Source organism: Flavobacterium sp. RSP15 (assembly GCF_003968755.1).
Lineage (GTDB): Bacteria > Bacteroidota > Bacteroidia > Flavobacteriales > Flavobacteriaceae > Flavobacterium.
Genome location: NZ_RYDL01000013.1, coordinates 61,748 through 81,258, shown reverse-complemented (window position 1 = coordinate 81,258; position 19,511 = coordinate 61,748). Strand labels below are relative to the sequence as shown.

The 19,511-nt window shown below is 34.5% G+C and carries 18 protein-coding genes; 11 read left to right on the top strand and 7 right to left on the bottom strand.

Annotated features, from left to right (window positions below; genetic code table 11):
- Positions 1 to 214: 214 nt before the first annotated feature.
- From EKM00_RS12560 to EKM00_RS12545, 4 genes are all read right to left on the bottom strand, one after another.
- The gene (locus EKM00_RS12560; protein ID WP_126516428.1) at positions 215 to 2,428 is read right to left on the bottom strand and encodes a TonB-dependent receptor; all 2,214 of its coding nucleotides are present in this window, start codon (positions 2,426 to 2,428) and stop codon (positions 215 to 217) included.
- Between the two features lie 6 nt (positions 2,429 to 2,434).
- Positions 2,435 to 3,730, bottom strand: a complete 1,296-nt coding sequence (locus tag EKM00_RS12555) for a tetratricopeptide repeat protein (protein WP_126516427.1) — start codon at positions 3,728 to 3,730, stop codon at positions 2,435 to 2,437.
- A gap of 115 nt (positions 3,731 to 3,845) precedes the next feature.
- Complete coding sequence (locus EKM00_RS12550) at positions 3,846 to 4,400, bottom strand: DUF4331 family protein (RefSeq protein WP_126454531.1); 555 nt, start codon at positions 4,398 to 4,400, stop codon at positions 3,846 to 3,848.
- Between the two features lie 64 nt (positions 4,401 to 4,464).
- Complete coding sequence (locus tag EKM00_RS12545) at positions 4,465 to 5,118, bottom strand: DUF4331 family protein (protein WP_126454533.1); 654 nt, start codon at positions 5,116 to 5,118, stop codon at positions 4,465 to 4,467.
- 233 nt (positions 5,119 to 5,351) lie between these two features.
- Here EKM00_RS12545 and EKM00_RS12540 point away from each other — a divergent pair, with 233 nt between their 5' ends.
- The 3 genes from EKM00_RS12540 (at position 5,352) to EKM00_RS12530 (ending at position 7,990) form a co-directional block, all read left to right on the top strand.
- Positions 5,352 to 5,882 (top strand): RNA polymerase sigma factor, encoded by a 531-nt coding sequence (locus EKM00_RS12540; RefSeq protein ID WP_126454535.1) that lies wholly within the window; start codon positions 5,352 to 5,354, stop codon positions 5,880 to 5,882.
- Entirely contained in the window at positions 5,882 to 6,667 is a 786-nt protein-coding gene (locus EKM00_RS12535) for an anti-sigma factor (protein ID WP_126454537.1), read from the top strand. The genes EKM00_RS12540 and EKM00_RS12535 overlap by 1 nt, the downstream gene beginning before the upstream one ends.
- Positions 6,668 to 7,249: 582 nt before the next feature.
- On the top strand, positions 7,250 to 7,990 hold the full coding sequence (locus EKM00_RS12530) for a class I SAM-dependent DNA methyltransferase (RefSeq protein WP_126516426.1): 741 nt from the start codon (positions 7,250 to 7,252) through the stop codon (positions 7,988 to 7,990).
- Between the two features lie 54 nt (positions 7,991 to 8,044).
- On the opposite strand, the gene EKM00_RS12525 is transcribed toward EKM00_RS12530, so the two are convergent.
- The gene (locus EKM00_RS12525; protein ID WP_126454541.1) at positions 8,045 to 8,395 is read right to left on the bottom strand and encodes a 4Fe-4S dicluster domain-containing protein; all 351 of its coding nucleotides are present in this window, start codon (positions 8,393 to 8,395) and stop codon (positions 8,045 to 8,047) included.
- 136 nt (positions 8,396 to 8,531) lie between these two features.
- On the opposite strand from EKM00_RS12525, the gene EKM00_RS12520 reads away from it, so the two are divergent.
- The 5 genes from EKM00_RS12520 to EKM00_RS12500 all read left to right on the top strand — a co-directional run bounded on the left by EKM00_RS12520 (position 8,532) and on the right by EKM00_RS12500 (position 12,706).
- A complete protein-coding gene (locus tag EKM00_RS12520; RefSeq protein ID WP_126516425.1) occupies positions 8,532 to 9,590 on the top strand; it encodes an acyl-CoA reductase in 1,059 nt (352 codons plus the stop codon).
- A 93-nt stretch (positions 9,591 to 9,683) separates the two neighbouring features.
- A complete protein-coding gene (serC, locus tag EKM00_RS12515; RefSeq protein WP_126462272.1) occupies positions 9,684 to 10,754 on the top strand; it encodes a 3-phosphoserine/phosphohydroxythreonine transaminase in 1,071 nt (356 codons plus the stop codon).
- A 114-nt stretch (positions 10,755 to 10,868) separates the two neighbouring features.
- Positions 10,869 to 11,819, top strand: a complete 951-nt coding sequence (locus EKM00_RS12510; protein WP_126454547.1) for a D-2-hydroxyacid dehydrogenase — start codon at positions 10,869 to 10,871, stop codon at positions 11,817 to 11,819.
- A 117-nt stretch (positions 11,820 to 11,936) separates the two neighbouring features.
- Complete coding sequence (locus EKM00_RS12505; protein ID WP_126454549.1) at positions 11,937 to 12,371, top strand: DUF6146 family protein; 435 nt, start codon at positions 11,937 to 11,939, stop codon at positions 12,369 to 12,371.
- Between the two features lie 32 nt (positions 12,372 to 12,403).
- A complete protein-coding gene (locus tag EKM00_RS12500; protein ID WP_126516424.1) occupies positions 12,404 to 12,706 on the top strand; it encodes a DUF6787 family protein in 303 nt (100 codons plus the stop codon).
- 46 nt (positions 12,707 to 12,752) lie between these two features.
- Here EKM00_RS12500 and EKM00_RS12495 read toward each other — a convergent pair whose 3' ends face one another.
- Both EKM00_RS12495 and msrA read right to left on the bottom strand, forming a co-directional pair.
- Positions 12,753 to 13,022 carry a hypothetical protein gene (locus tag EKM00_RS12495; RefSeq protein ID WP_126516423.1) on the bottom strand — a complete coding sequence of 90 codons (270 nt, stop codon included), beginning with the start codon at positions 13,020 to 13,022 and terminating at the stop codon, positions 12,753 to 12,755.
- A gap of 44 nt (positions 13,023 to 13,066) precedes the next feature.
- The gene (gene msrA / locus EKM00_RS12490; protein ID WP_126516422.1) at positions 13,067 to 13,714 is read right to left on the bottom strand and encodes a peptide-methionine (S)-S-oxide reductase MsrA; all 648 of its coding nucleotides are present in this window, start codon (positions 13,712 to 13,714) and stop codon (positions 13,067 to 13,069) included.
- Positions 13,715 to 13,859: 145 nt separating this feature from the next.
- Between msrA and EKM00_RS12485 the strand changes: the two genes are divergently transcribed.
- The 3 genes from EKM00_RS12485 (at position 13,860) to EKM00_RS12475 (ending at position 19,158) form a co-directional block, all read left to right on the top strand.
- A complete protein-coding gene (locus EKM00_RS12485) occupies positions 13,860 to 14,522 on the top strand; it encodes an ABC transporter ATP-binding protein (protein WP_126454557.1) in 663 nt (220 codons plus the stop codon).
- A gap of 138 nt (positions 14,523 to 14,660) precedes the next feature.
- Positions 14,661 to 15,425, top strand: a complete 765-nt coding sequence (locus EKM00_RS12480) for a TIGR02757 family protein (protein WP_126516421.1) — start codon at positions 14,661 to 14,663, stop codon at positions 15,423 to 15,425.
- A 1,000-nt stretch (positions 15,426 to 16,425) separates the two neighbouring features.
- A complete protein-coding gene (locus EKM00_RS12475) occupies positions 16,426 to 19,158 on the top strand; it encodes a cation-translocating P-type ATPase (RefSeq protein WP_126516420.1) in 2,733 nt (910 codons plus the stop codon).
- Positions 19,159 to 19,511: the final 353 nt, after the last annotated feature.

Sequence of the window (19,511 nt, the reverse complement as noted above, 5' to 3'; positions counted from 1 at the left end):
TTAATTTTGCAAAACTAAAATACGATTTTTACTAAGAAGCCATTAATTTGGCTTCTTTTTTTATCGGACAACAATGAAATTTTTTATAAAATTAGATAAATATTTGTTTTGTCAAAGTAATTTTTTGTTAAACAACAGTTAAAAAAATAAGGAGCCTAACATCATGAAAATGCTAGACTCCCAAACAAATAAACAACAAATCTTACTGTGGTATTTAAAAAGTATACGTTATTTTTCCTTTCATGAAGAGAGGCGTTCCTGGAGTTAAATGAATTTCTTCGACACTTTGTGGTTCATTTTGTAATCTGGATTCAGTGGCAAACTGGGTTTCGTTCCATTCAGTATTAAAAATATTTTCTACTGAAATTCCAAAATTCATATTCTTATATTGATAGTTAACATTCAAATCGGATATAAAATAGCCTTTGGCAACAATCGAATTATCTTCATTTGCCGGGCGATTTTTTAGATACCGATACCGAATTCCTCCTGAAAAACCATTCACTTTTTGGAAACTTAATCCGCCAGTTGTGGTAAAATCCGGTGCTAACGGAATGTAATCCTGTCCTTTGGGCTCATCAACACTTCTGGCATAAGTATAATTAGCGTCCGCATCAAAAAACAACCAATCGTTCAATTGATACCGCAATCCCAGTTCAGCACCCATGCGTCTTGATTGTCCGCTTGGTTCAACAATTCCGGCATCTCCCACATAAACAAATTCTTGTTCTAAGTACAAATGCCATAAAGCGGCATTGACAATCAATTTTGGAAATGGTTTAAAAATGGTCCCTATATCCGTTCCTATTGCAGTTGGTAGTATTTGTTTCCCATTGTTTTGAACCACCACACGGGCATCATTCGAATGGAAACCCATTCCTGATTTTATAAAAAACTGCAAATTGTTATTTTGTGAATAAATAAAATTCAGTTTTGGAGAAAACTTTACTTTCGATTCGGATGCTGTTTTATAATTTTCCATCAATTTATCCTGATAATTGAATTTGAAATAATCCAATCGAATGGCCGGATTAATTATCAGTTTTCCAAAAGTAAACTCAGAGTTCAAATACGTAAACAAATTAGACTCATCAATATCTCCTAATTGTATATTTTCAAGAACAGTTCTTCTATTCAACGTATGCGAAAGTTCCGTATCAGTTGTGGCATCCGTACGGAAACCCGCTCCAAATTGGAACAAAACATTGGTATCATTCCATTTCGTTTTCTTGTTCAACTCAGCATTCATTCCATAAATATCCCTGTTTTCCTTCTGTTTAATCTGGTCCCCATTGATGGGGTCATTTAGGAAAAAAGTAAAGTTAGAATACAATTCAAAATCATATTTTGAATAAAAAGCATTTGCTTTCAGAAATGTATTTTCATCAATAGATTTACTCAAACTGGCATTGAAGTTCGTTCTGGATGTATTTCCGCCTTCAGTATCGTCAACAGAGCCAAATCTTGAAATCGTTCCATCATCAATCAGCCGTTGCGGAATTTGACCTGAAGCATCCCATTTGCTGGAAAAGCGAGAAGCCAAGATGGAAAACTTGCTGTTATCTTTCAAAATAGCCGAATATTTTCCTAATATGTTAATTCGGTTAAAATTCTGAGGAGATTCAAAGGGACCGTCTGTCAGGATATACTCTGTGGCAATATAAGCACTTTGTGTTTTTTGATTCCCTAAAAGGTTAAAAAGCCCAACTGTTCTTAAGGTATTGAATTGTCCGACTTCGATACCAATACTGCTTTTTTCAATTTTGTCTTTAGTTTGGAAAGCAACGTATCCCGCCGTAGCAAAATCCCCTTTGTTGGCATAATACGTTCCTTTTCCAAAATCTATTTTTTCTACTGTTTCCGGAATTACAAAATGCAAATCGGCATAACCTTGACCGTGAGCGTGAGACACCATATTAACCGGCATTCCGTCTACTGAAATAGCAATGTCTGTGCCGTGATCAATATCAAAACCTCTTAAAAATATTTGCTCTGCTTTTCCCCCACCAGCATGTTGTCCGATAAATAATCCCGGAACTTTTCGAAGAATTTCCTGCGACGAATTTACAGGAGTGGTTTCTAAATCTATTTTTGAAATGACATTCATCGCCGAAAGTTTTGGTTGGATAACAATTTCATTCAATCTAAAAATATCATCTTCCATCACAATTACCTCCTCGGAAAAATTCAGGATGAAATTTGTTTTTTTATACCCTAAAGCAGTTATTTTGATTACATCCCCCAAAATCGTTTTATCCAAACTAAACAATCCAAATTCATTAGTGTGGGCATGACTTTCAGAATTTGTATTGACTAAATAGGCATTTTCAATTGGATTTCCATCACGATCCAAAATTTTTCCCTTTTGAATTTGGGCGTAAGAAGACAGCCCAAAAAGGGATATCAATACTAAAACAATATTTTTCATAATGAATTATAATTGGTTTACCTTTTTCTCAAAGTTAGGCCCCAATTCATACAAACTAGACAGTAATTCGTCCTTGATAGGTTTGGTTTTGAGTGGTAAATTATTCGATTTATAAATCATCGCTAAATGGTATTGAATCTTTGGCTCAAAGGATTTCCCTGCTACATGAAGCTGAGCAATTTCTAAAGCCTTTTTATTATCGCCTACATTTAAGTACGCCCAGGCCAATAAATCATAGGAATCAGCAGTGGGCCTGTGTGCTACTTCAATCTTAGCAATCTCTACTGCTTTTTGTGCCGTATTTTTGTCCTCAGCATAAATCAAAGCATTGTATTTGTTGTACATTGCACCATAATTATTTTTCTCCATCATCGAAAAATAAGCGTTTCTATTTTTTATTTCTTCACTTTTATTTCCTTCAAATTGAGCAATTTGAGATTTTAATAAATAAAAATCTGGGGTGTTGTGTGTGGTGGCAATAGCATCAATAATTCGATTCGCCTCTTCAGTGTTTCTTTCTTTCGAAAAAACAATCCAGGCAATTCCTTTTAGAGCATAGGAATAATTAGGATCTAGTGCTACTGTTTTTAAGAAACTGTCATACGAATCCTGAATTCTGCCAGCATGACCATAAAAATCACCTAAGTTCGAATAGGACCAAATTTTAAGCACCTTATTATCTTCTTTCTCCGCAATATCTCTGGCTTTTTCCATAAAAGTGATAGCTGTTTCAAGATCGCCTTTGTGATCGTTCCATTTTGCCAAGCGAATCAAATAATCAAAACTATTCATATCCCTAATCACATTCAAATTTTTGACTGCTTCCGGATAATTCCCAAGTTCCATTTGAACGTCGAAAAGTAATTTCTGAGTTTCTTTTTTTCCTTCACCGATTGCTAATGCTTTATTAGCTAATACCAATGCTTCTTTAAAACGATGCTGAGAGATATAATTTCTTGCTAAAGATCGAACTGTTGACACTCTGGAATAATCATAGGCTTCGTTCGATTGTACTAATAATTCTTCCGTTTTATATAAGTTTTTAATATCGCCTGTATATTCAAAAAGGGTACTATAATTAGCCGCTATCTGACTTAAATAACTGATTTGATTGGGTGCTGCGTCGAATTTTTTTTGCCAAAAATCAATTTCATTCTTAGCAAAAGTGACTGATTTATTATCTTTTAAACCCAGATATTTCGTGTAATCATCTGCATTTGTAATTTGTTCTGATTTAGTCTCGCAACCGAATATTAATAGGATTGTGAAAACCAAAAATGGAATTATTTTTAAAGTTTTCATACTCTAATTATTTTGTTTGTTTGTTTGTTTGCTTGTTTGTTTGTTTGTTTGTTTTAAAAATAAAAAAACAGAGCGAAGATTATTAAATAAAGCGCTCTGTTTTTTTAAGAAAATACTACCAAGCAGAAGCTAGGTATGGGAAAGTTGTGCTAAATGTTTTATCATTTGAATTCACATTATCTTTAGTAAGCCCTGGATTTGAAGTACCCGCTGATCCACCAAAAATCAATAATAATTCCACATCGATTACATCATCAGCCAAAGCTCTTCCTGTCAAAATATTAGTTCCATCAAAGAAAGTTGTTTTTGCTGTTTTAGAAACTCCTAATACATCTGTAGCTAAAAGACCGGTAAACTGAGCGGCCGTTTGTCCTAATGCATTAGTGGTATACCCTGGATTCAAGGCCATTAATCTAGATTGAAAAACAGATTGATATTTAGCACCCATTGCTGAAGGAGTGGTACCGTTAAATTCATCTTTAGGAGATCCTGAAGCAATAAATACAGTGTTTATTGCCGGTCTGGCCATTTGATCTTGCTGTACAAAAGTACCTGTGAAATTAATACTTGGTTCAGAAACAGAATCTGAATCATTATTATCACAATTTACTGAAACAACTGCAGTTATTAATGCGATTGTTATAATTTTAAATTTATTTGTTTTACTCATGACGTTTGTATTTAGTTATTTTAAAAATCGTAGATTCCGATTTCATACTTTAAAATTAAAATAGTTATTGTTTTTTCTTGGTTTCTGCCCAAACATTTACTGTTCCTGAAGTACCTAGCATTGCTTTAGGAACTTCTACAACTACTGAAAGCACATTAGTCCCTGCAAAAGTATCTGTTCCAGGATTCTTGAATCCAGTTGCTGTATTAGCGAGAATAGCTTTAAATTGACCTAAGTCAAAAAAGAACGGATCGTCTCTTGGTCCTGCAAAAAATTTCATTCCATTATTCTGTGCCGTTAATGCAGCAGCTCCATAAGAAGATATGGTAACACTTCCTGAGGCAGCAGCCGTTTTAATCGTGCTTGAAGTTCCTGGGGTACCTGGAGCTACCGGACCAAAGAAATACATCTTGTCATCTCTTTTGATAGCTTGGATCACTAAATCCTCAACATTGTCACCATTGTTGTCAATATTAATTTCGATCATTGTATTTTCATCGAATTTTGCAGCACCAGTAGCATTTGGACTTAACAAGCCTTGTGTATTTACAGCAAAAACTAAATTATTAGTGTCTTGCCCTTGAAAAGCGTACACGTCAGTAATATCATTTGCACCACCAGATGCTGTAGCAGGAGCATCAATGTGATCCGCAGCTACTAAAATTAAGCCTGAAACCGCCACTAGCGAAAGACCTAAAATCATTTTTGATTTTTTCATTTTATTATAAATTTAAAAAGTTATACAAGCATTTACGGGATAGTACTTGATTTGGTTTTTTTAAACCATAAAAAAAAATAAATTTTTAATTAATCTGCTCATAATCAATGTTTTAAATACTTGAATAAAATTCAATTATTTTAAAATTTGTTTTTTTTAATGTTACTAATCACAAAAAAGGTCAATTGTAAAATAAGATTGTATAAATTTGTAAGAGATAAATAAAAAATAGTATGAGCCAAGACGAATTATTAGTATTAATTTATAAGAAAGATGAAAGGGCATTTACACATCTATATGATATGTATTCGAAAAGCTTATTTTCCGTGATCAATGTTCTCGTAAAAAACCGAGAAGAAGCTGAAGATGTACTTCAGGATGTATTTGTTAAAATCTGGAAAAACATTGATTCCTATCATGAAAGTAAAGGCCGGTTCTACACATGGATTCTAAACATTGCCAGAAATACCTCTATTGATAAATTACGCTCTAAAAATTTTAATAACAGTCAAAAAAACCTTTCTTCAGATAATTTCGTAAATCATTTTGAAGACAGCAACAAACTGTCTGACAAAGTGGATACAATAGGGTTGCAGGAATTTGTAAAAAGACTAAAACCAAAATGTATTCAAATAATAGATTTACTTTTTTTTAAAGGTTACACCCAGCAGGAAGCTTCGGATGAGTTGGCAATACCTTTAGGAACTGTAAAAACACAAAATAGAAATTGTATTAATGACCTACGAAATTATTTGAAAGTATAATGGAAATAAAAGAATATATCGAATCAGGAATTCTGGAACTTTATGTTTACGGTTTATTGAGTGAACCCGAAAACGAAGAAGTTACCACTATGGCGAAAAACAATCCGGAAATAAATGCAGAAATTATTGCCATTGAGAAGGCGATTATTGCTATATCATCCAGCTTTTCACCTTTTCATTCTGTAGCTAATTTCGAAAAAATAAAAGAAAAGCTAGAACTTAAACATGCTCAAGTCATACCATTAGAACCTACTAATAACAGGGCTCAATACATTGGTTGGGCTGCAGCTATACTATTATTAGTTGGTATTGGGTACCAATACAATCAACTGGATCAGACCAATACACAAGTTGCTACTACAGCAATTGAGAAAGCTAAATTAGAAAAAGAATTTAATGTCTTAAAATTAAAAAATACAACAATTGAAACGAGTTTAGCCGTAGTAAGGGATACTAAAAATACGGTAGTAGCTCTTGGAGGGCAAACTGTAGCTCCGGAATCCTTTGCAAAAGTATACTGGAATCAAGACACCAAAGTGGTTTATATTGATGCTGCAGGCTTGCCAGAACCGCCAGAAGGAATGGTATATCAGGTTTGGGCGTTAAAATTAAGTCCACTGACTCCTACCAGCATTGGATTGTTAGAAAATTTTGATGTAAATGAACAAAAATTATTTGCAGTAAATAATGCTAATGAAGCGGAAGCCTTTGGAATTACATTAGAACCCGCAGGCGGAAGTTTGACTCCTACAATGGAACAATTATACACCTTAGGAAAAGTATAACTAATTCCTTTTTTGGATCAATATAAATAGGCTATCTCAAAAGAACAGCCTATTTATATATTCAAATTAATAGCATAAGCATTCTATTTTTACGGTTTTCTGGTTTTTAATCCATACTATGTAATTTCAAAAACCTGTTTCTAAAGCCTTTCATCAAAAGCAAATAAAGCTTTAGCCTTCTTCAAGACAAGACTTAGTGTCGCTAGTCCATCTATTTCACGAAGTAATTGAAGTGCGTATACATCAAATTATCCTCAAAGCACAACCAAATACGAAAAACAAGAAGGTATTCCTGGAGAAAGAAATTCCTATTCCATCGCTGCCTTTATGCGCAACAAACCACTATGTTTATACATCTTATCCTCTGTGAAGCCCATTTAGATAAAATTACGTAAAGAAAGCCTAATGCGCTGATTTTTACTTTTTTAAACTCACCATCTTGAGAGTGAAATAGGTCATTGAGAATCATAGGTTTTCCCTCTTGGAAATACAAACAATAGTGACTGGCTCCTTTTTAATTTGAGACAACTCTTTTTTTATATCATTTATTCTCCCTAAATTTAGTCTTTAAAACATCTTATCATGGCAAATCTTTATGATGGAAAAATGGCCTCAATTTTTGACGCCATGTACCAAACTTTTATTGATTATGATGCAGAATATCAATTCTACACCAATTTAATTAAGGAACACGAGTGCAAAACAGTTTTGGAAATTGGCAGTGGAACAGGCAATCTAGCCAAACGGTTTTTACAAAATTACATCGATTATATTGGTTTGGATTACAGCCAAAGTATGATTGCAATTGCCAAAAAAAGAAATGAAAACGGGATTTTTATTCTGGGAGACATGAGGGATTTTAAACTACAAAAACCAGTTGATTCCGTATTAATTACGGGACGCTCTACCAGTTATTTGATAACAAATCAAGATCTAAATAATACGTTCTGTTCTATTTATAAAAATCTGAGTAAAGGAGGAATTCTTATTTTTGACTTTATAGATGCTAATAGATTTATCCCTTTTATTAAAGAAAATCCTGTGACACTTCACGAAGCTACCTACCTAGGAATAGACTACTATCGCAACAGCAAGTGGAGAACAACTGCCTTAGAAAATTTCATGCTGGATTGGACAGCACTTTATTACACCATGAAAAATGATAAAAAAGAAATAATTGCCGATGATTTTTCTACCGTTCGTGTTTTTACCTTAAACGAAATACAACTATTTTTATATTTAAACGACTTTGAAATCATTCGAACCATCGATAGAAAAACCTACGCTTACGATACGTATGTTATTGTTGCACGAAAAAAATAGAAAAAAAAATCCCGAGCATCAGACTCAGGATTTATATTAATACAAAATTATTTGCTATTCGTTGTGTAAAAACGCTTGTCTGTTCAGTAAAGTCTCTTCGCTTTCTACATGATTGTCATCCGGAATACAGCAATCTACCGGGCATACGGCCGCACATTGTGGCTCATCGTGAAATCCTTTACACTCCGTACATTTTCCGGGTACGATATAATACACTTCGTCAGAAATTGGAGTTTGAGCCTCATCAGAATCTACTTCGGACCCATCAGGCAAAATCACTTTCCCTTTCAGTTTTGTTCCGTCTTTGTATCTCCAATCGTCTGCTCCTTCATATATTGCTGTATTTGGGCACTCGGGCTCACAAGCTCCACAATTGATACATTCGTCTGTTATAATAATTGCCATCTTTTTATTGTTTTAAAGTCAAAATATCAAAGGTAAAATATCAAATTTTCTTTTGATATTAGGACTTTTGACTTTCGACATAATTATGCTTATTTTTGTGCAAAATTACAATCAAAACTATTCATAAGCAAACATTATGACATTAGAAACAAAAAAAAGTGTTTTTGTTGAATTAGGGAAATTTTTAAGTCAGTTTTCCGAAAACAACACGTTAAAAAATCCGACTGTTTTGCACAACGAAGCGTTTTTTGATGCTTTTGTTGACTTGGTACAATTATCGCAATCGCATAATGGCTGGTACACCCCAGATAACGTCTATTTCTCGATACATTCCTGGGCAGAAGCTCTGACAGAAAAGAACTTAAACCAATGGCTTTCCAGTTATACTATTCCAATACAAGAATCTAAAAACATCGCCTTAATTCTTGCCGGAAATATTCCGTTGGTGGGTTTTCACGATTTTCTATCGGTTCTAATTACTGGAAATAATGTATTGGTTAAAACATCGTCAAATGATCAGCATTTATTACCTTTTTTAGCTAAATACATCATTGCAGTACAGCCAGAATTAGCTACAAATATTACTTTTGTAGATGGGAAATTAGAGAATTTTGATGCCGTTATTGCCACAGGAAGCAATAACACAGCGCGTTATTTTGAATATTATTTTAAAGACAAACCGTCTATTATTAGAAAAAGCAGAAATTCAGTAGCTGTTTTAACCGGAAATGAAACCAAGGAACAACTTACTGCTTTAGGCGAAGATATTTTTCGCTATTTTGGATTGGGTTGCCGCAATGTCTCTAAACTTTTTGTGCCAAAAGGATATTCGTTTGTTCCTTTTTTTGAAGCCATATTTGTGTACCAAGACGTCATTCATTACGAAAAATATGCTAACAATTACGATTACAATAAAGCGGTTTTTCTGATGAGTAATTTCAAATTACTGGACAATGGATTTCTGACTTTAAAAGAAGATCAAAGTCATGCCTCACCAATTTCAAGTGTCTTTTATGAGTTTTACAACGACATTAATGAATTAAAAACAAAATTAAAATTAGAAAGTGAGCAAATACAATGTGTTGTAGCGGATAGAACGATTGATGACAATGTGGCTTTTGGACAAACTCAAAATCCCCAATTATGGAATTATGCAGATAATACCGATACTATTTCGTTTTTGTTAACAATATAGCTGAAAAAAGTAGAATTATTCCGAATTAATTAACGTTTTATAAACTCCTATTGTCGAAATTTGCACTTTAATTTTTTGGACATAAACTACACCATGAAAAAACACAACTACAGCGCAGGACCTTGTATTTTACCGCAAGAAGTTTTTGAAAAATCAGCACAAGCTATTTTAAATTTTAATGATTCCGGATTATCCCTTTTAGAAATATCACACAGAAGCAAGGATTTTGTTGCCGTTATGGACGAAGCGAGAACACTGGTTATTGAACTTTTAGGACTTGAAGGCAAAGGCTACAGCGCCTTATTTTTGGCAGGCGGAGCGAGTCTAGAATTTATTATGGCTCCCTATAACTTGATGAAAGAGGGCGGAAAAGCGGCGTATCTTGATTCTGGAACCTGGGCAGCTGGTGCTATAAAAGAAGCTAAGCTTTTTGGTGACACAGTAGTTGTTGCTTCCTCAAAAGACGAAAATTACAATCATATTCCAAAAGGATACGCAGTACCAGCAGATGCTGATTATTTTCACTGCACGAGTAACAACACTATTTTTGGCACACAAATGAAGGAATTCCCGGCACTGGACATGCCAATTGTATGTGACATGAGCTCTGATATATTTTCACGACAATTAGACTTTTCTAAATTTGATTTGATTTATGCCGGAGCCCAAAAAAATATGGGACCAGCAGGAACTACCCTGATTGTTGTAAAAGAAGAAATCTTGGGTAAAAGTGGTAGAATAATCCCAAGCATGTTGGATTACACTAAACATATCAAAGCAGAAAGTATGTACAATACACCCCCTGTTTTTCCGGTTTATGCTTCCTTGTTGACCTTACAATGGTTGAAAAATCTTGGTGGTATAGCCGCTATTGAAAAAATAAACAATGCTAAAGCAGCTTTGATTTACGGAGAAATTGACAGAAACCCATTATTCAAAGGCGCTGCAGCTGTTGAAGATCGTTCGAACATGAATGCTACTTTCTTATTAAATGATGAAGCACATGCTGCCACATTTGATGCAATGTGGAAAGCAGCGGGAATTTCAGGTTTGCCTGGACACCGTTCAGTAGGTGGTTACAGAGCTTCTATGTACAATGCACTCCCGTTAGAAAGTGTTCAAGTATTAGTGGATGTAATGCAGGCTTTGGAAAAAGGAATTTAAAAATTAAAATATTGAATGATTTAAAGATTTGAAAAATCAATTTTTAATCAATCACTACATTAAACAACATAGATTGAATCTTTAAATTTTTCAATCTTTAAATATAAAATACAAATGAAAGTATTAGCCAATGACGGAATTTCTAAAAGTGGAATTCTAGCTTTAGAAAAAGGTGGATTTGAAGTGATAACAACAAAAGTAGCACAGGAACAAGTGGCTAATTTTGTAAACGAAAATAATGTAAGTGTGGTCTTGGTACGAAGTGCAACTAAAGTTCGGAAAGATATCATTGACGCTTGCCCAGGACTGAAAATCATAGGTCGTGGTGGTGTAGGTATGGATAATATTGATGTGGATTATGCTAAAAGCAAAGGAATTCACGTGATTAATACTCCAGCTTCATCCTCAGAATCAGTGGCTGAATTGGTTTTTGCACATTTATTTTCTGGCGTTCGCTTCTTGCATGATTCCAACAGAAATATGCCGCTTGAAGGAGATACCAACTTTGATGGTTTGAAGAAAGCTTATGCGAACGGAATTGAACTAAGAGGAAAAACACTGGGAATTGTTGGAATTGGCCGTATTGGTCAGGCTACCGCTAAAATGGCGTTAGGACTAGGAATGAAAGTGATTGCTGCCGATAGTTTTATCCCGCAAGTAGATGTTAAAGTCGAATTTTTTGACGGACAAGCTATTACGACCACAATCGTTTCTCAATCATTAGAATCTTTATTCAAAGAAGCTGATTTCATTACGTTACACGTTCCTGCTCAAGATGGTTACATCATTGGAGAGGCAGCACTTGCTATTATGAAAGAGGGTGTAGGAATTGTAAACTGTGCCCGTGGCGGTGTTATTGACGAAGTTGCATTAGTAAAAGCATTAGACAGCGGAAAAGTATTATTTGCAGGATTAGACGTTTTTGAAAATGAACCAACTCCTGAAATGGCTATTTTGATGCATCATAAAATCTCGTTGACTCCACATATAGGAGCGGCAACAGGAGAAGCACAAGATAGAATTGGTACTGAATTAGCTTCCCAAATTATTAGTATATTAGGTTAGTATTTTCAAATTAAATATTTAATGAGAGGCTGTTTGTATCAAACAGCCTCTTTTTTTGTTTAAAATCCTACCAATCAATAATTTGTTTTTCGTAACTTTATAATTCAATTTTTTATCATGAAAAAAAGTTACTGCATCATTATCGTCATTTTTTGTGTGATTTTGGGCTGCACATCTTCTAAAACTGCATTTCCAAGTACTGAAAAATCTGTTGCCGCTCAAGGCGACACGGTTCGTATTGCAAATGAGGAACTGGAATACGAGGTGATAATTATTGATCCCGGTTTTAGCATGTGGCTTAACTCAAGGGCATTTCCAAGAAATTATCATTCCCAACCCTTTTTGGAAAGCAAAAACCAACTTTATGTGATGGAATGGAACAGTCGGGTATTGCAACCACAACGCTATGATCCCAATTTGTATGAATTGACAATCAATTATGACCTTAACATTGATTATGGGTATGAAGTAAATTATTTGATCTACAATTATATGATTTATTTTCAAAACACGCATAAACAAAAATTCTTTGGTTTTGTCCCCATCAGATAATGTCACTATCTTTGTATTGATTATAAATAAAAATGAACAAACTGAAACAGCGTTGGGGGATTGAAACTAATTTCCAACTTACCCTTATATTTATTGTTTTTGCAATAACCGGATCCGCATCGGCATGGTTGTCCCAACCTTTTTGTTTTTGGCTGGGAATTACTTCCGAAGAATTAGGGCATTGGTTTACTCCTGTTCGGTTAGTTCTAATTTTCCCTATCTATCAAGTATTATTAGTGTTAATAGGCTTTTTGTTCGGACAGTTCAAATTCTTTTGGACTTTCGAAAAAAAAATGCTTAAACGCATGGGATTAGAATTTATTTTTAAGAAATAACTAAAAACGCCTCGAATTACGAGGCGTTTTTGTTTTTAATTACATACTAGTAAATCCAAGTTAAGGTAAAGGTGGGAATAAAATCCGAAAACGGTAAAATTTCTTCCAGAAAAGTAATCACTCCTCCTACCCGTCCAATTGTTCCTTTATACATCCATGTCATCAAAAAACCGGCTAGAGGAGCCCAAATTACATCTGAAAACTCCCCTATAAAAGGAACAACGAACGAAAGCATACCGATGGCATCAAACAGAATTCCTAAAAAGAGATTTCTGGTCTTACTGCTTTCTGCGCTAACGGACACCTGTTCTGTCATAGAATTTTGATTTTATTTCGGAATGCGTACAAATCTAGTGCCAATTATTTTTTGAGTTTATCCTGATATATTTTTTTTAATTTATCAATTTTGGGTGTGATCACATAACTGCAATATCCTTGTGTTTTGTTCTGATTGTAGTAGTTTTGATGATAATCCTCTGCTACATAAAACTTCGTTGCTGATGAAATTTTAGTAACAATTGGTTTTCCAAATGTGTTTTCCGTAGTCATCAAAGCAACATAATCCTCGGATAACTGTTTCTGGAAAGGATTGTGGTAAAAAATTTCACTTCGGTATTGCGTCCCAATATCATTCCCCTGACGGTTCAAAGTTGTAGGATCATGTGTGGCAAAGAATATTTCCAATAGCTCCCCAAAACTTATTTTATTAGGATCAAACGTAATTTCAATCGCTTCGGCATGACCAGTGTTACCAGTACCTATTTGCTGATATGTAGGATTTACTGTGTTTCCGCCTATATATCCTGAAACTACCTTGCTCACGCCGTCAAGTTGTAAAAAAACTGCTTCGGTACACCAGAAACAACCTCCCGCGAAGGTGGCAACTTCCATTTTGTTTTGTATTTCCATATTTTTTGTTTCTATACTTTTAGGCAAAGTACTATTTTTTTCTTTTGCACAAAATGAAAAAGGCAATAGTGCTAAAAAAATCCCAATTATTTTTTTCATAACCTATTATTTAAGATCAAATTTATTCATTAAATCGTTGTGAATATCCACTCTTAACTAAAGTTTATAGTTTGTCAAAGGAAAATAAACGGTGTTCCAATTCATAATCATGAAAATCTTTGTTTCTTTGTAAAAATCGATTATTATGATACAAGCCAAAAATTTACATAAATATTACGATCAACTCCATGTGTTGAAAGGAGTTGATTTACATATTCAAAAAGGAGAGATTGTCTCTATCGTTGGTGCTTCAGGAGCCGGAAAAACAACACTTTTACAAATTCTTGGTACTTTAGACAAGCCAAGCCTTGAAAACGGAATTGAATTACGCATCAACAATGAGGACATTCTGACGATGAATGACAAAAACTTATCCAAATTCAGAAACTTAAATTTAGGTTTTATATTCCAATTTCACCAATTGTTACCGGAATTTAGCGCATTAGAAAATGTGTGCATTCCTGCTTTCATTGCTAATAAGCCCAAAGTTGAAACGGAAATTGAAGCTAAAAAACTACTGACTTATCTTGGTCTTTCCCATAGAATGAATCACAAACCGAACGAGCTTTCCGGCGGCGAACAGCAACGTGTGGCGGTGGCCAGAGCGCTTATTAATAAACCTGCTATCATTTTTGCTGATGAGCCTTCCGGGAATCTAGACACGGCTTCTGCTGAAAACCTACATCAATTATTTTTCAAACTGCGTGATGAATTGGGACAAACGTTTGTAATTGTGACACACAACGAGGAATTAGCCAATATGGCCGACAGAAAACTAATAATGGTAGACGGTTTGATTAGTAATTAGGAGCTATTTCCAGCTATGCACTCTATCTTTTTATTTTTAAAGAAAAAATAAAAAGGATGCCGTTTCTATCTGGGCTATACCTTGCAAGAACTAGCTGTGCTTCCTAAAACAAAGTAGTATCCAAAGTCATCCTCAATAATGAATCCATCAGAACTTAAAGATTTCCTCGACGAAAAAGTCCTACAATACAACACACTTGATTTCATAGAAAGTGATCCGGTACAAATCCCGCATTTGTTTTCACAAAAAGAAGACATTGAAATTTCCGGTTTTCTCAGCGCTACTATTGCTTGGGGAAACCGTAAGATGATTATCAAAAATTCACATCGCATGATGGATTTAATGGGAAATGCGCCCTATGATTTTGTCATGTCACATACTGAAAATAATTTGGAACAATTGGAATTGTTTGTACACCGCACTTTCAACGGACAGGATTTTGCTAGTTTCATCCGAAGTTTACAGCACGTTTATGCCAATCATGGTGGTTTAGAAGCGGTTTTCAGCAAACATCAGGAAATTCATTCGATGCAAAAAAGCATCCATGAATTCAAGAAAATATTTTTTGAAATTCCGCATCAGCACAGGACCCAAAAGCACATCTCCGATCCGCTGAACAATTCAGCAGCAAAGAAAATTAACATGTACCTCAGGTGGATGATTCGTCAAGATAATAAGGGAGTCGATTTAGGAATCTGGAAAAGCATTTCACCAGCTTCATTATCTTGTCCCTTGGATGTACATTCCGGTAATGTAGCCCGAAAATTGGGTCTCTTGACACGCAAACAAAATGATGGAAAAGCCTTGTCTGAATTAGATACAAACCTTCGTAAATTAGATGGTATAGATCCTGTTAAATATGATTTTGCTTTGTTTGGACTGGGGGTTTTCGAGGGATTTTAGCAGAGATAAAAGTTACTTTATTTTTTAAGAATATTTTTCTAAGGTGTAAAATAGTTTAGAATAATAAAAATAAAAAAATCCACTTAAACTTTTTTATCGCCAAAAATATGATGCTCTTATTTTTTTTGAAATAAATTAAAAAACCCATTATATCGGTAAGGATACAGTTTTATTACTAAATTTACCAAGACGTAAATGAAATTTCATAAAAAAAGACAACCCAATTAAAATAGAAACTAAGAACAATTATTAAAGATCAGAAGTTTAATGTCAATTTTTGGTCAGATTATTTTTATTTTTAAAAAATTAACTTGTAAAAAAATGACTAATTAAAATGTGACTTTAATCTTTTTACAAAAAAACATGAGTGGCGAAGATAATTTTTTAACAAAAATTATAGTCATTAGTAAAAATATAAGTCGTGTTTTTATCGTTATAATCACTTTAATGTTAGTACTAGGAGCCTTACATTTTATCGATTTAGAATTTAAAAAATTATCACTCCCGCATATTTATTTCTTGATGTTTCCAGTTTATTAGAAGTATTTATTTTAAATTATTGCAGTCGGATATGAACTTAGAAAAGCAGTAGTATTAATTATTTCATCCGAAACAATTCCTACTGTTTAAATTGTCGAAATTTCAATTATTGCTATTTCTACTAAAATAACGACACTAGATGTAAAAAAAACAAATAGTAATGTTATTATTAGTTCAGCTTTATTAGTCGCCGTACTGTGCTCGGTCTTGATTATTTTTTGTTGAAATACTTTGCGACACCACAAAACAAACTCTAAAGGAATTTAATGACATAATGTTCATAAATGATGTAAGTAATAACCATGGTATAATGTCGTATTTTAAAATCAAGATAAAATTACATAACAATCTGATTTAAAGCTGTTTTACTTAAAGTTAATTCTTTTGACTTTACGACTTTTAAACTTTCGACTTACTTAATTGTATTTAAAAAATTTAACAACTATAAATTGTAAAGATAATGGATAACGTTTTACAAAATAATGAATGGCATTCTGCCTCTTGTAATAATGTATTAGCGCGTCTTAACTCCTCTTCCGAGGGTCTAAGTACAGTAGATGCGGTGAAGCGACTGAAGTCAACAGGACCAAATATACTGGACCGGCAGACTAGAGAAAATGCCTTTAAAATTTTGCTAAGGCAATTTCTTAACCCGCTAATATATGTTCTTCTTGCTGCTACCATTCTTGCTGTAGCCATGGGTAAAATAACCGATGGAATAGTGGTGTTTAGTGTAATAGTCATTAATGCTATTATTGGATTTATTCAAGAATATCAGGCAGGAAAAACCATTCAGGGACTTCTGCAATTAATGCCTGAAAATGCTACGGTGATGCGAGATGGAAAGCAAAAAACCATCCCAGCTGCTGATCTCGTTCCTGGGGATTATGTATTGCTTCAGGCTGGAGACCAGGTGTCAGCAGATATGCGGCTTACTTTCGTAAAAAATATGCAGTGCAATGAATCTATTCTTACGGGTGAATCCTTGCCTGTGGAAAAAAATACGGATAGCATTGACGCAGATGCAGAAATTGCTGATCGTAAAAACATGGTTTTTAGTGGCACATTGATTACTTCCGGCACGGCAGAAGGTGTTGTTGTTTTGACAGCTATTAAAACCGAGATTGGTAAAATTTCCGCTCTTCTTCAAACTACTATATCGGTCAAATCTCCACTAACAAAATCTCTTGAAAAAATTGCACAAGGAATTACCTATGCCATCATACTTGTTGGTGTTTTAGTTTTTTTAATAGGAATATTTCGTAATTATACATTCATCGATGCAATATTTTTTGCTATTACACTTGCGGTAGCAACGATCCCGGAAGGGCTGCCTGCCGTAATTACTATCGCATCAACTATCGGTATCATGCGGATGGCAAAAAGACAAGCTATTATCAGGCATTTAGCTGCTGTAGAAACTTTGGGCAGCACTACTGTAATCTGCTCAGACAAAACGGGAACACTTACCCTCAACGAAATGGCCGTAAAGATACTTTGGAATGGAAATCAAAAATTCATTGTTACAGGAGTAGGCATCAATACTGATGGTAAAATTTTAAATAAAGATTCCGAAGGAGAAGGAACTGAGGACGAAATTGGAGAACTTATTAGAGCTGCAGCACTCTGCAATGACGCAACACTTCAGAAAAAAGAGGGGCATTGGAAAGCAATAGGAGACCCTACAGAGATTGCTCTTATCGCTGCAGCTGGAAAGTTTGGAATAAATGAAGACAAATTAAGAAACAAATGGCCGAGGTTAGATGAATTACCTTTTGATTCTACAAAAAAAATAATGGCTACGCTCCATCAGTCTCCTTCCGGAGAAAAAATAATTTACCTCAAAGGAGCACCGGAATCCGTTATTCCACTTTTATTAAATAGCGAAAAATCATCCATTGTCTTTGATACAGGGCAGATACGTGAGGAGGCTTTACAAATGGCAGGAACAGGAATGAGAGTATTGGCTTTCGCTTCCAAACAGTTGAATAGTGAACATCTATCACTCATTTCGGAAGATGATCTTTGCGAATTTACTTTTTTAGGAATACAGGCCATGAGCGACCCGCCAAGATTGGAAGTAAAAGAAGCGATAGATTCGTGTCATAATGCCGGTATTACGGTGAAAATGATTACCGGAGACCATCCGGCAACAGCATCAGCAATAGGCAGTAAACTTGGATTTATAAATGCAGAAAGAGTGGTCACCGGAAAGGAGCTTCATAATTTGAACACACGAGAGCTTCAGGAGGTAGTAAAAAACACCAATATTTTCGCAAGGGTATCGCCCGAAGACAAACTAAATCTTGTGAAAGCGCTTCAAGCCAACGGAGAAGTGGTGGCCATGACGGGAGATGGTGTAAATGATGCACCCGCACTTAAACGTGCAGACATTGGCGTAGCTATGAGTATCACTGGCACGGCTGTTGCAAAAGAGGCTGCAGATATGATCCTGGCAGATGATAATTTTGAAAGTATAAAAGCAGCTGTTGAAGAGGGACGAAGAGTCTTTGATAACCTTTTAAAATCTATTGTATTTCTTTTACCTACAAGCATAGGATTGGGATTGGTTATTTTTATTGCTGTTTTGTTTTTTCCTTCAGAATCGGGAATTCTACTTATCCCAATGCAACCTGTTCAGGTATTATGGATCAATCTTATTACTGCCGTTGCGCTTTCATTGCCGCTCGCGCTTGAAGCAATGGAGCCTGAATTAATGAATCGTTCTCCACGTAAGCCTAATAAACCATTGTTAAGTTCCTTGATAATTTTTAGGATGATACTGGTTTCTTTAGTAATGGCCGGGGGAACAATTGGATTGTTTCTTTGGGAATATAATATTGAACTGTCTAAGGGAACTGCACACTCATTGGCCATCTCGGAAGCTCAAACCATGGCTGTAACTGCAATGGTTTTATTTCAGGTATTTTATCTTATTGATTGCCGATCTCCTAATTTTTCAGTCAATAAAATCGGACTTTTCTCCAATCCATTTATTTATATTGGAATTGCGACCGTACTGATTGTTCAGACCGCTTTTGTTTATTTTCCATTTATGAATCGTTGGTTTCATTCCTCTCCCTTAAAAGCTGAGGCATGGGGGATATCTGCCATGGTAGCTTTTTCAATTCTAATAATTATTAGCGTTGAAAAATGGATTCGCAGAAAATTATATAAAAATGATACGTTGTAATGCGTCTAATAAAATGTATGTTCAATTTCCTAAATTCTCTATGTGTTTATAAACCTGACTTGCTGTAATTATTAGTTCACGGAATTAAACATAATTTGTTATAATGACTATAATTGGGTTGTACAACAAACTATTTTAAAAGCTTTGTGATTAAGTTTGCTGAATCGTTTTATAAATTAAAAATAAAATGTATTTGTAATAAAGTAAAAAGGTAAAACTAAGGCATCCAATCTGTTTGTTAACTTATAAAAAATTAGCTACGCTTTTATTTTGAAATTACAAAGAAGTGATCCATTAGAAATGGTCTCGAATTTACCAGACTGAATGGATAATTTGGTATTTGCACCAAAGCA

Excerpts from the sequence above, each read along its gene's own strand:
- EKM00_RS12550 (WP_126454531.1), bottom strand. The coding sequence starts at position 4,400 with ATGAGTAAAACAAATAAATTTAAAATTATAACAATCGCATTAATAACT.
- EKM00_RS12535 (WP_126454537.1), top strand. The coding sequence starts at position 5,882 with ATGGAAATAAAAGAATATATCGAATCAGGAATTCTGGAACTTTATGTT.
- EKM00_RS12555 (WP_126516427.1), bottom strand. The coding sequence starts at position 3,730 with ATGAAAACTTTAAAAATAATTCCATTTTTGGTTTTCACAATCCTATTA.
- EKM00_RS12480 (WP_126516421.1), top strand. The coding sequence starts at position 14,661 with ATGAATCCATCAGAACTTAAAGATTTCCTCGACGAAAAAGTCCTACAA.
- serC (WP_126462272.1), top strand. The coding sequence starts at position 9,684 with ATGAAAAAACACAACTACAGCGCAGGACCTTGTATTTTACCGCAAGAA.
- EKM00_RS12510 (WP_126454547.1), top strand. The coding sequence starts at position 10,869 with ATGAAAGTATTAGCCAATGACGGAATTTCTAAAAGTGGAATTCTAGCT.
- EKM00_RS12500 (WP_126516424.1), top strand. The coding sequence starts at position 12,404 with ATGAACAAACTGAAACAGCGTTGGGGGATTGAAACTAATTTCCAACTT.
- EKM00_RS12530 (WP_126516426.1), top strand. The coding sequence starts at position 7,250 with ATGGCAAATCTTTATGATGGAAAAATGGCCTCAATTTTTGACGCCATG.
- EKM00_RS12475 (WP_126516420.1), top strand. The coding sequence starts at position 16,426 with ATGGATAACGTTTTACAAAATAATGAATGGCATTCTGCCTCTTGTAAT.
- EKM00_RS12505 (WP_126454549.1), top strand. The coding sequence starts at position 11,937 with ATGAAAAAAAGTTACTGCATCATTATCGTCATTTTTTGTGTGATTTTG.
- msrA (WP_126516422.1), bottom strand. The coding sequence starts at position 13,714 with ATGAAAAAAATAATTGGGATTTTTTTAGCACTATTGCCTTTTTCATTT.
- EKM00_RS12560 (WP_126516428.1), bottom strand. The coding sequence starts at position 2,428 with ATGAAAAATATTGTTTTAGTATTGATATCCCTTTTTGGGCTGTCTTCT.
- EKM00_RS12545 (WP_126454533.1), bottom strand. The coding sequence starts at position 5,118 with ATGAAAAAATCAAAAATGATTTTAGGTCTTTCGCTAGTGGCGGTTTCA.
- EKM00_RS12540 (WP_126454535.1), top strand. The coding sequence starts at position 5,352 with ATGAGCCAAGACGAATTATTAGTATTAATTTATAAGAAAGATGAAAGG.
- EKM00_RS12485 (WP_126454557.1), top strand. The coding sequence starts at position 13,860 with ATGATACAAGCCAAAAATTTACATAAATATTACGATCAACTCCATGTG.
- EKM00_RS12495 (WP_126516423.1), bottom strand. The coding sequence starts at position 13,022 with ATGACAGAACAGGTGTCCGTTAGCGCAGAAAGCAGTAAGACCAGAAAT.
- EKM00_RS12520 (WP_126516425.1), top strand. The coding sequence starts at position 8,532 with ATGACATTAGAAACAAAAAAAAGTGTTTTTGTTGAATTAGGGAAATTT.
- EKM00_RS12525 (WP_126454541.1), bottom strand. The coding sequence starts at position 8,395 with ATGGCAATTATTATAACAGACGAATGTATCAATTGTGGAGCTTGTGAG.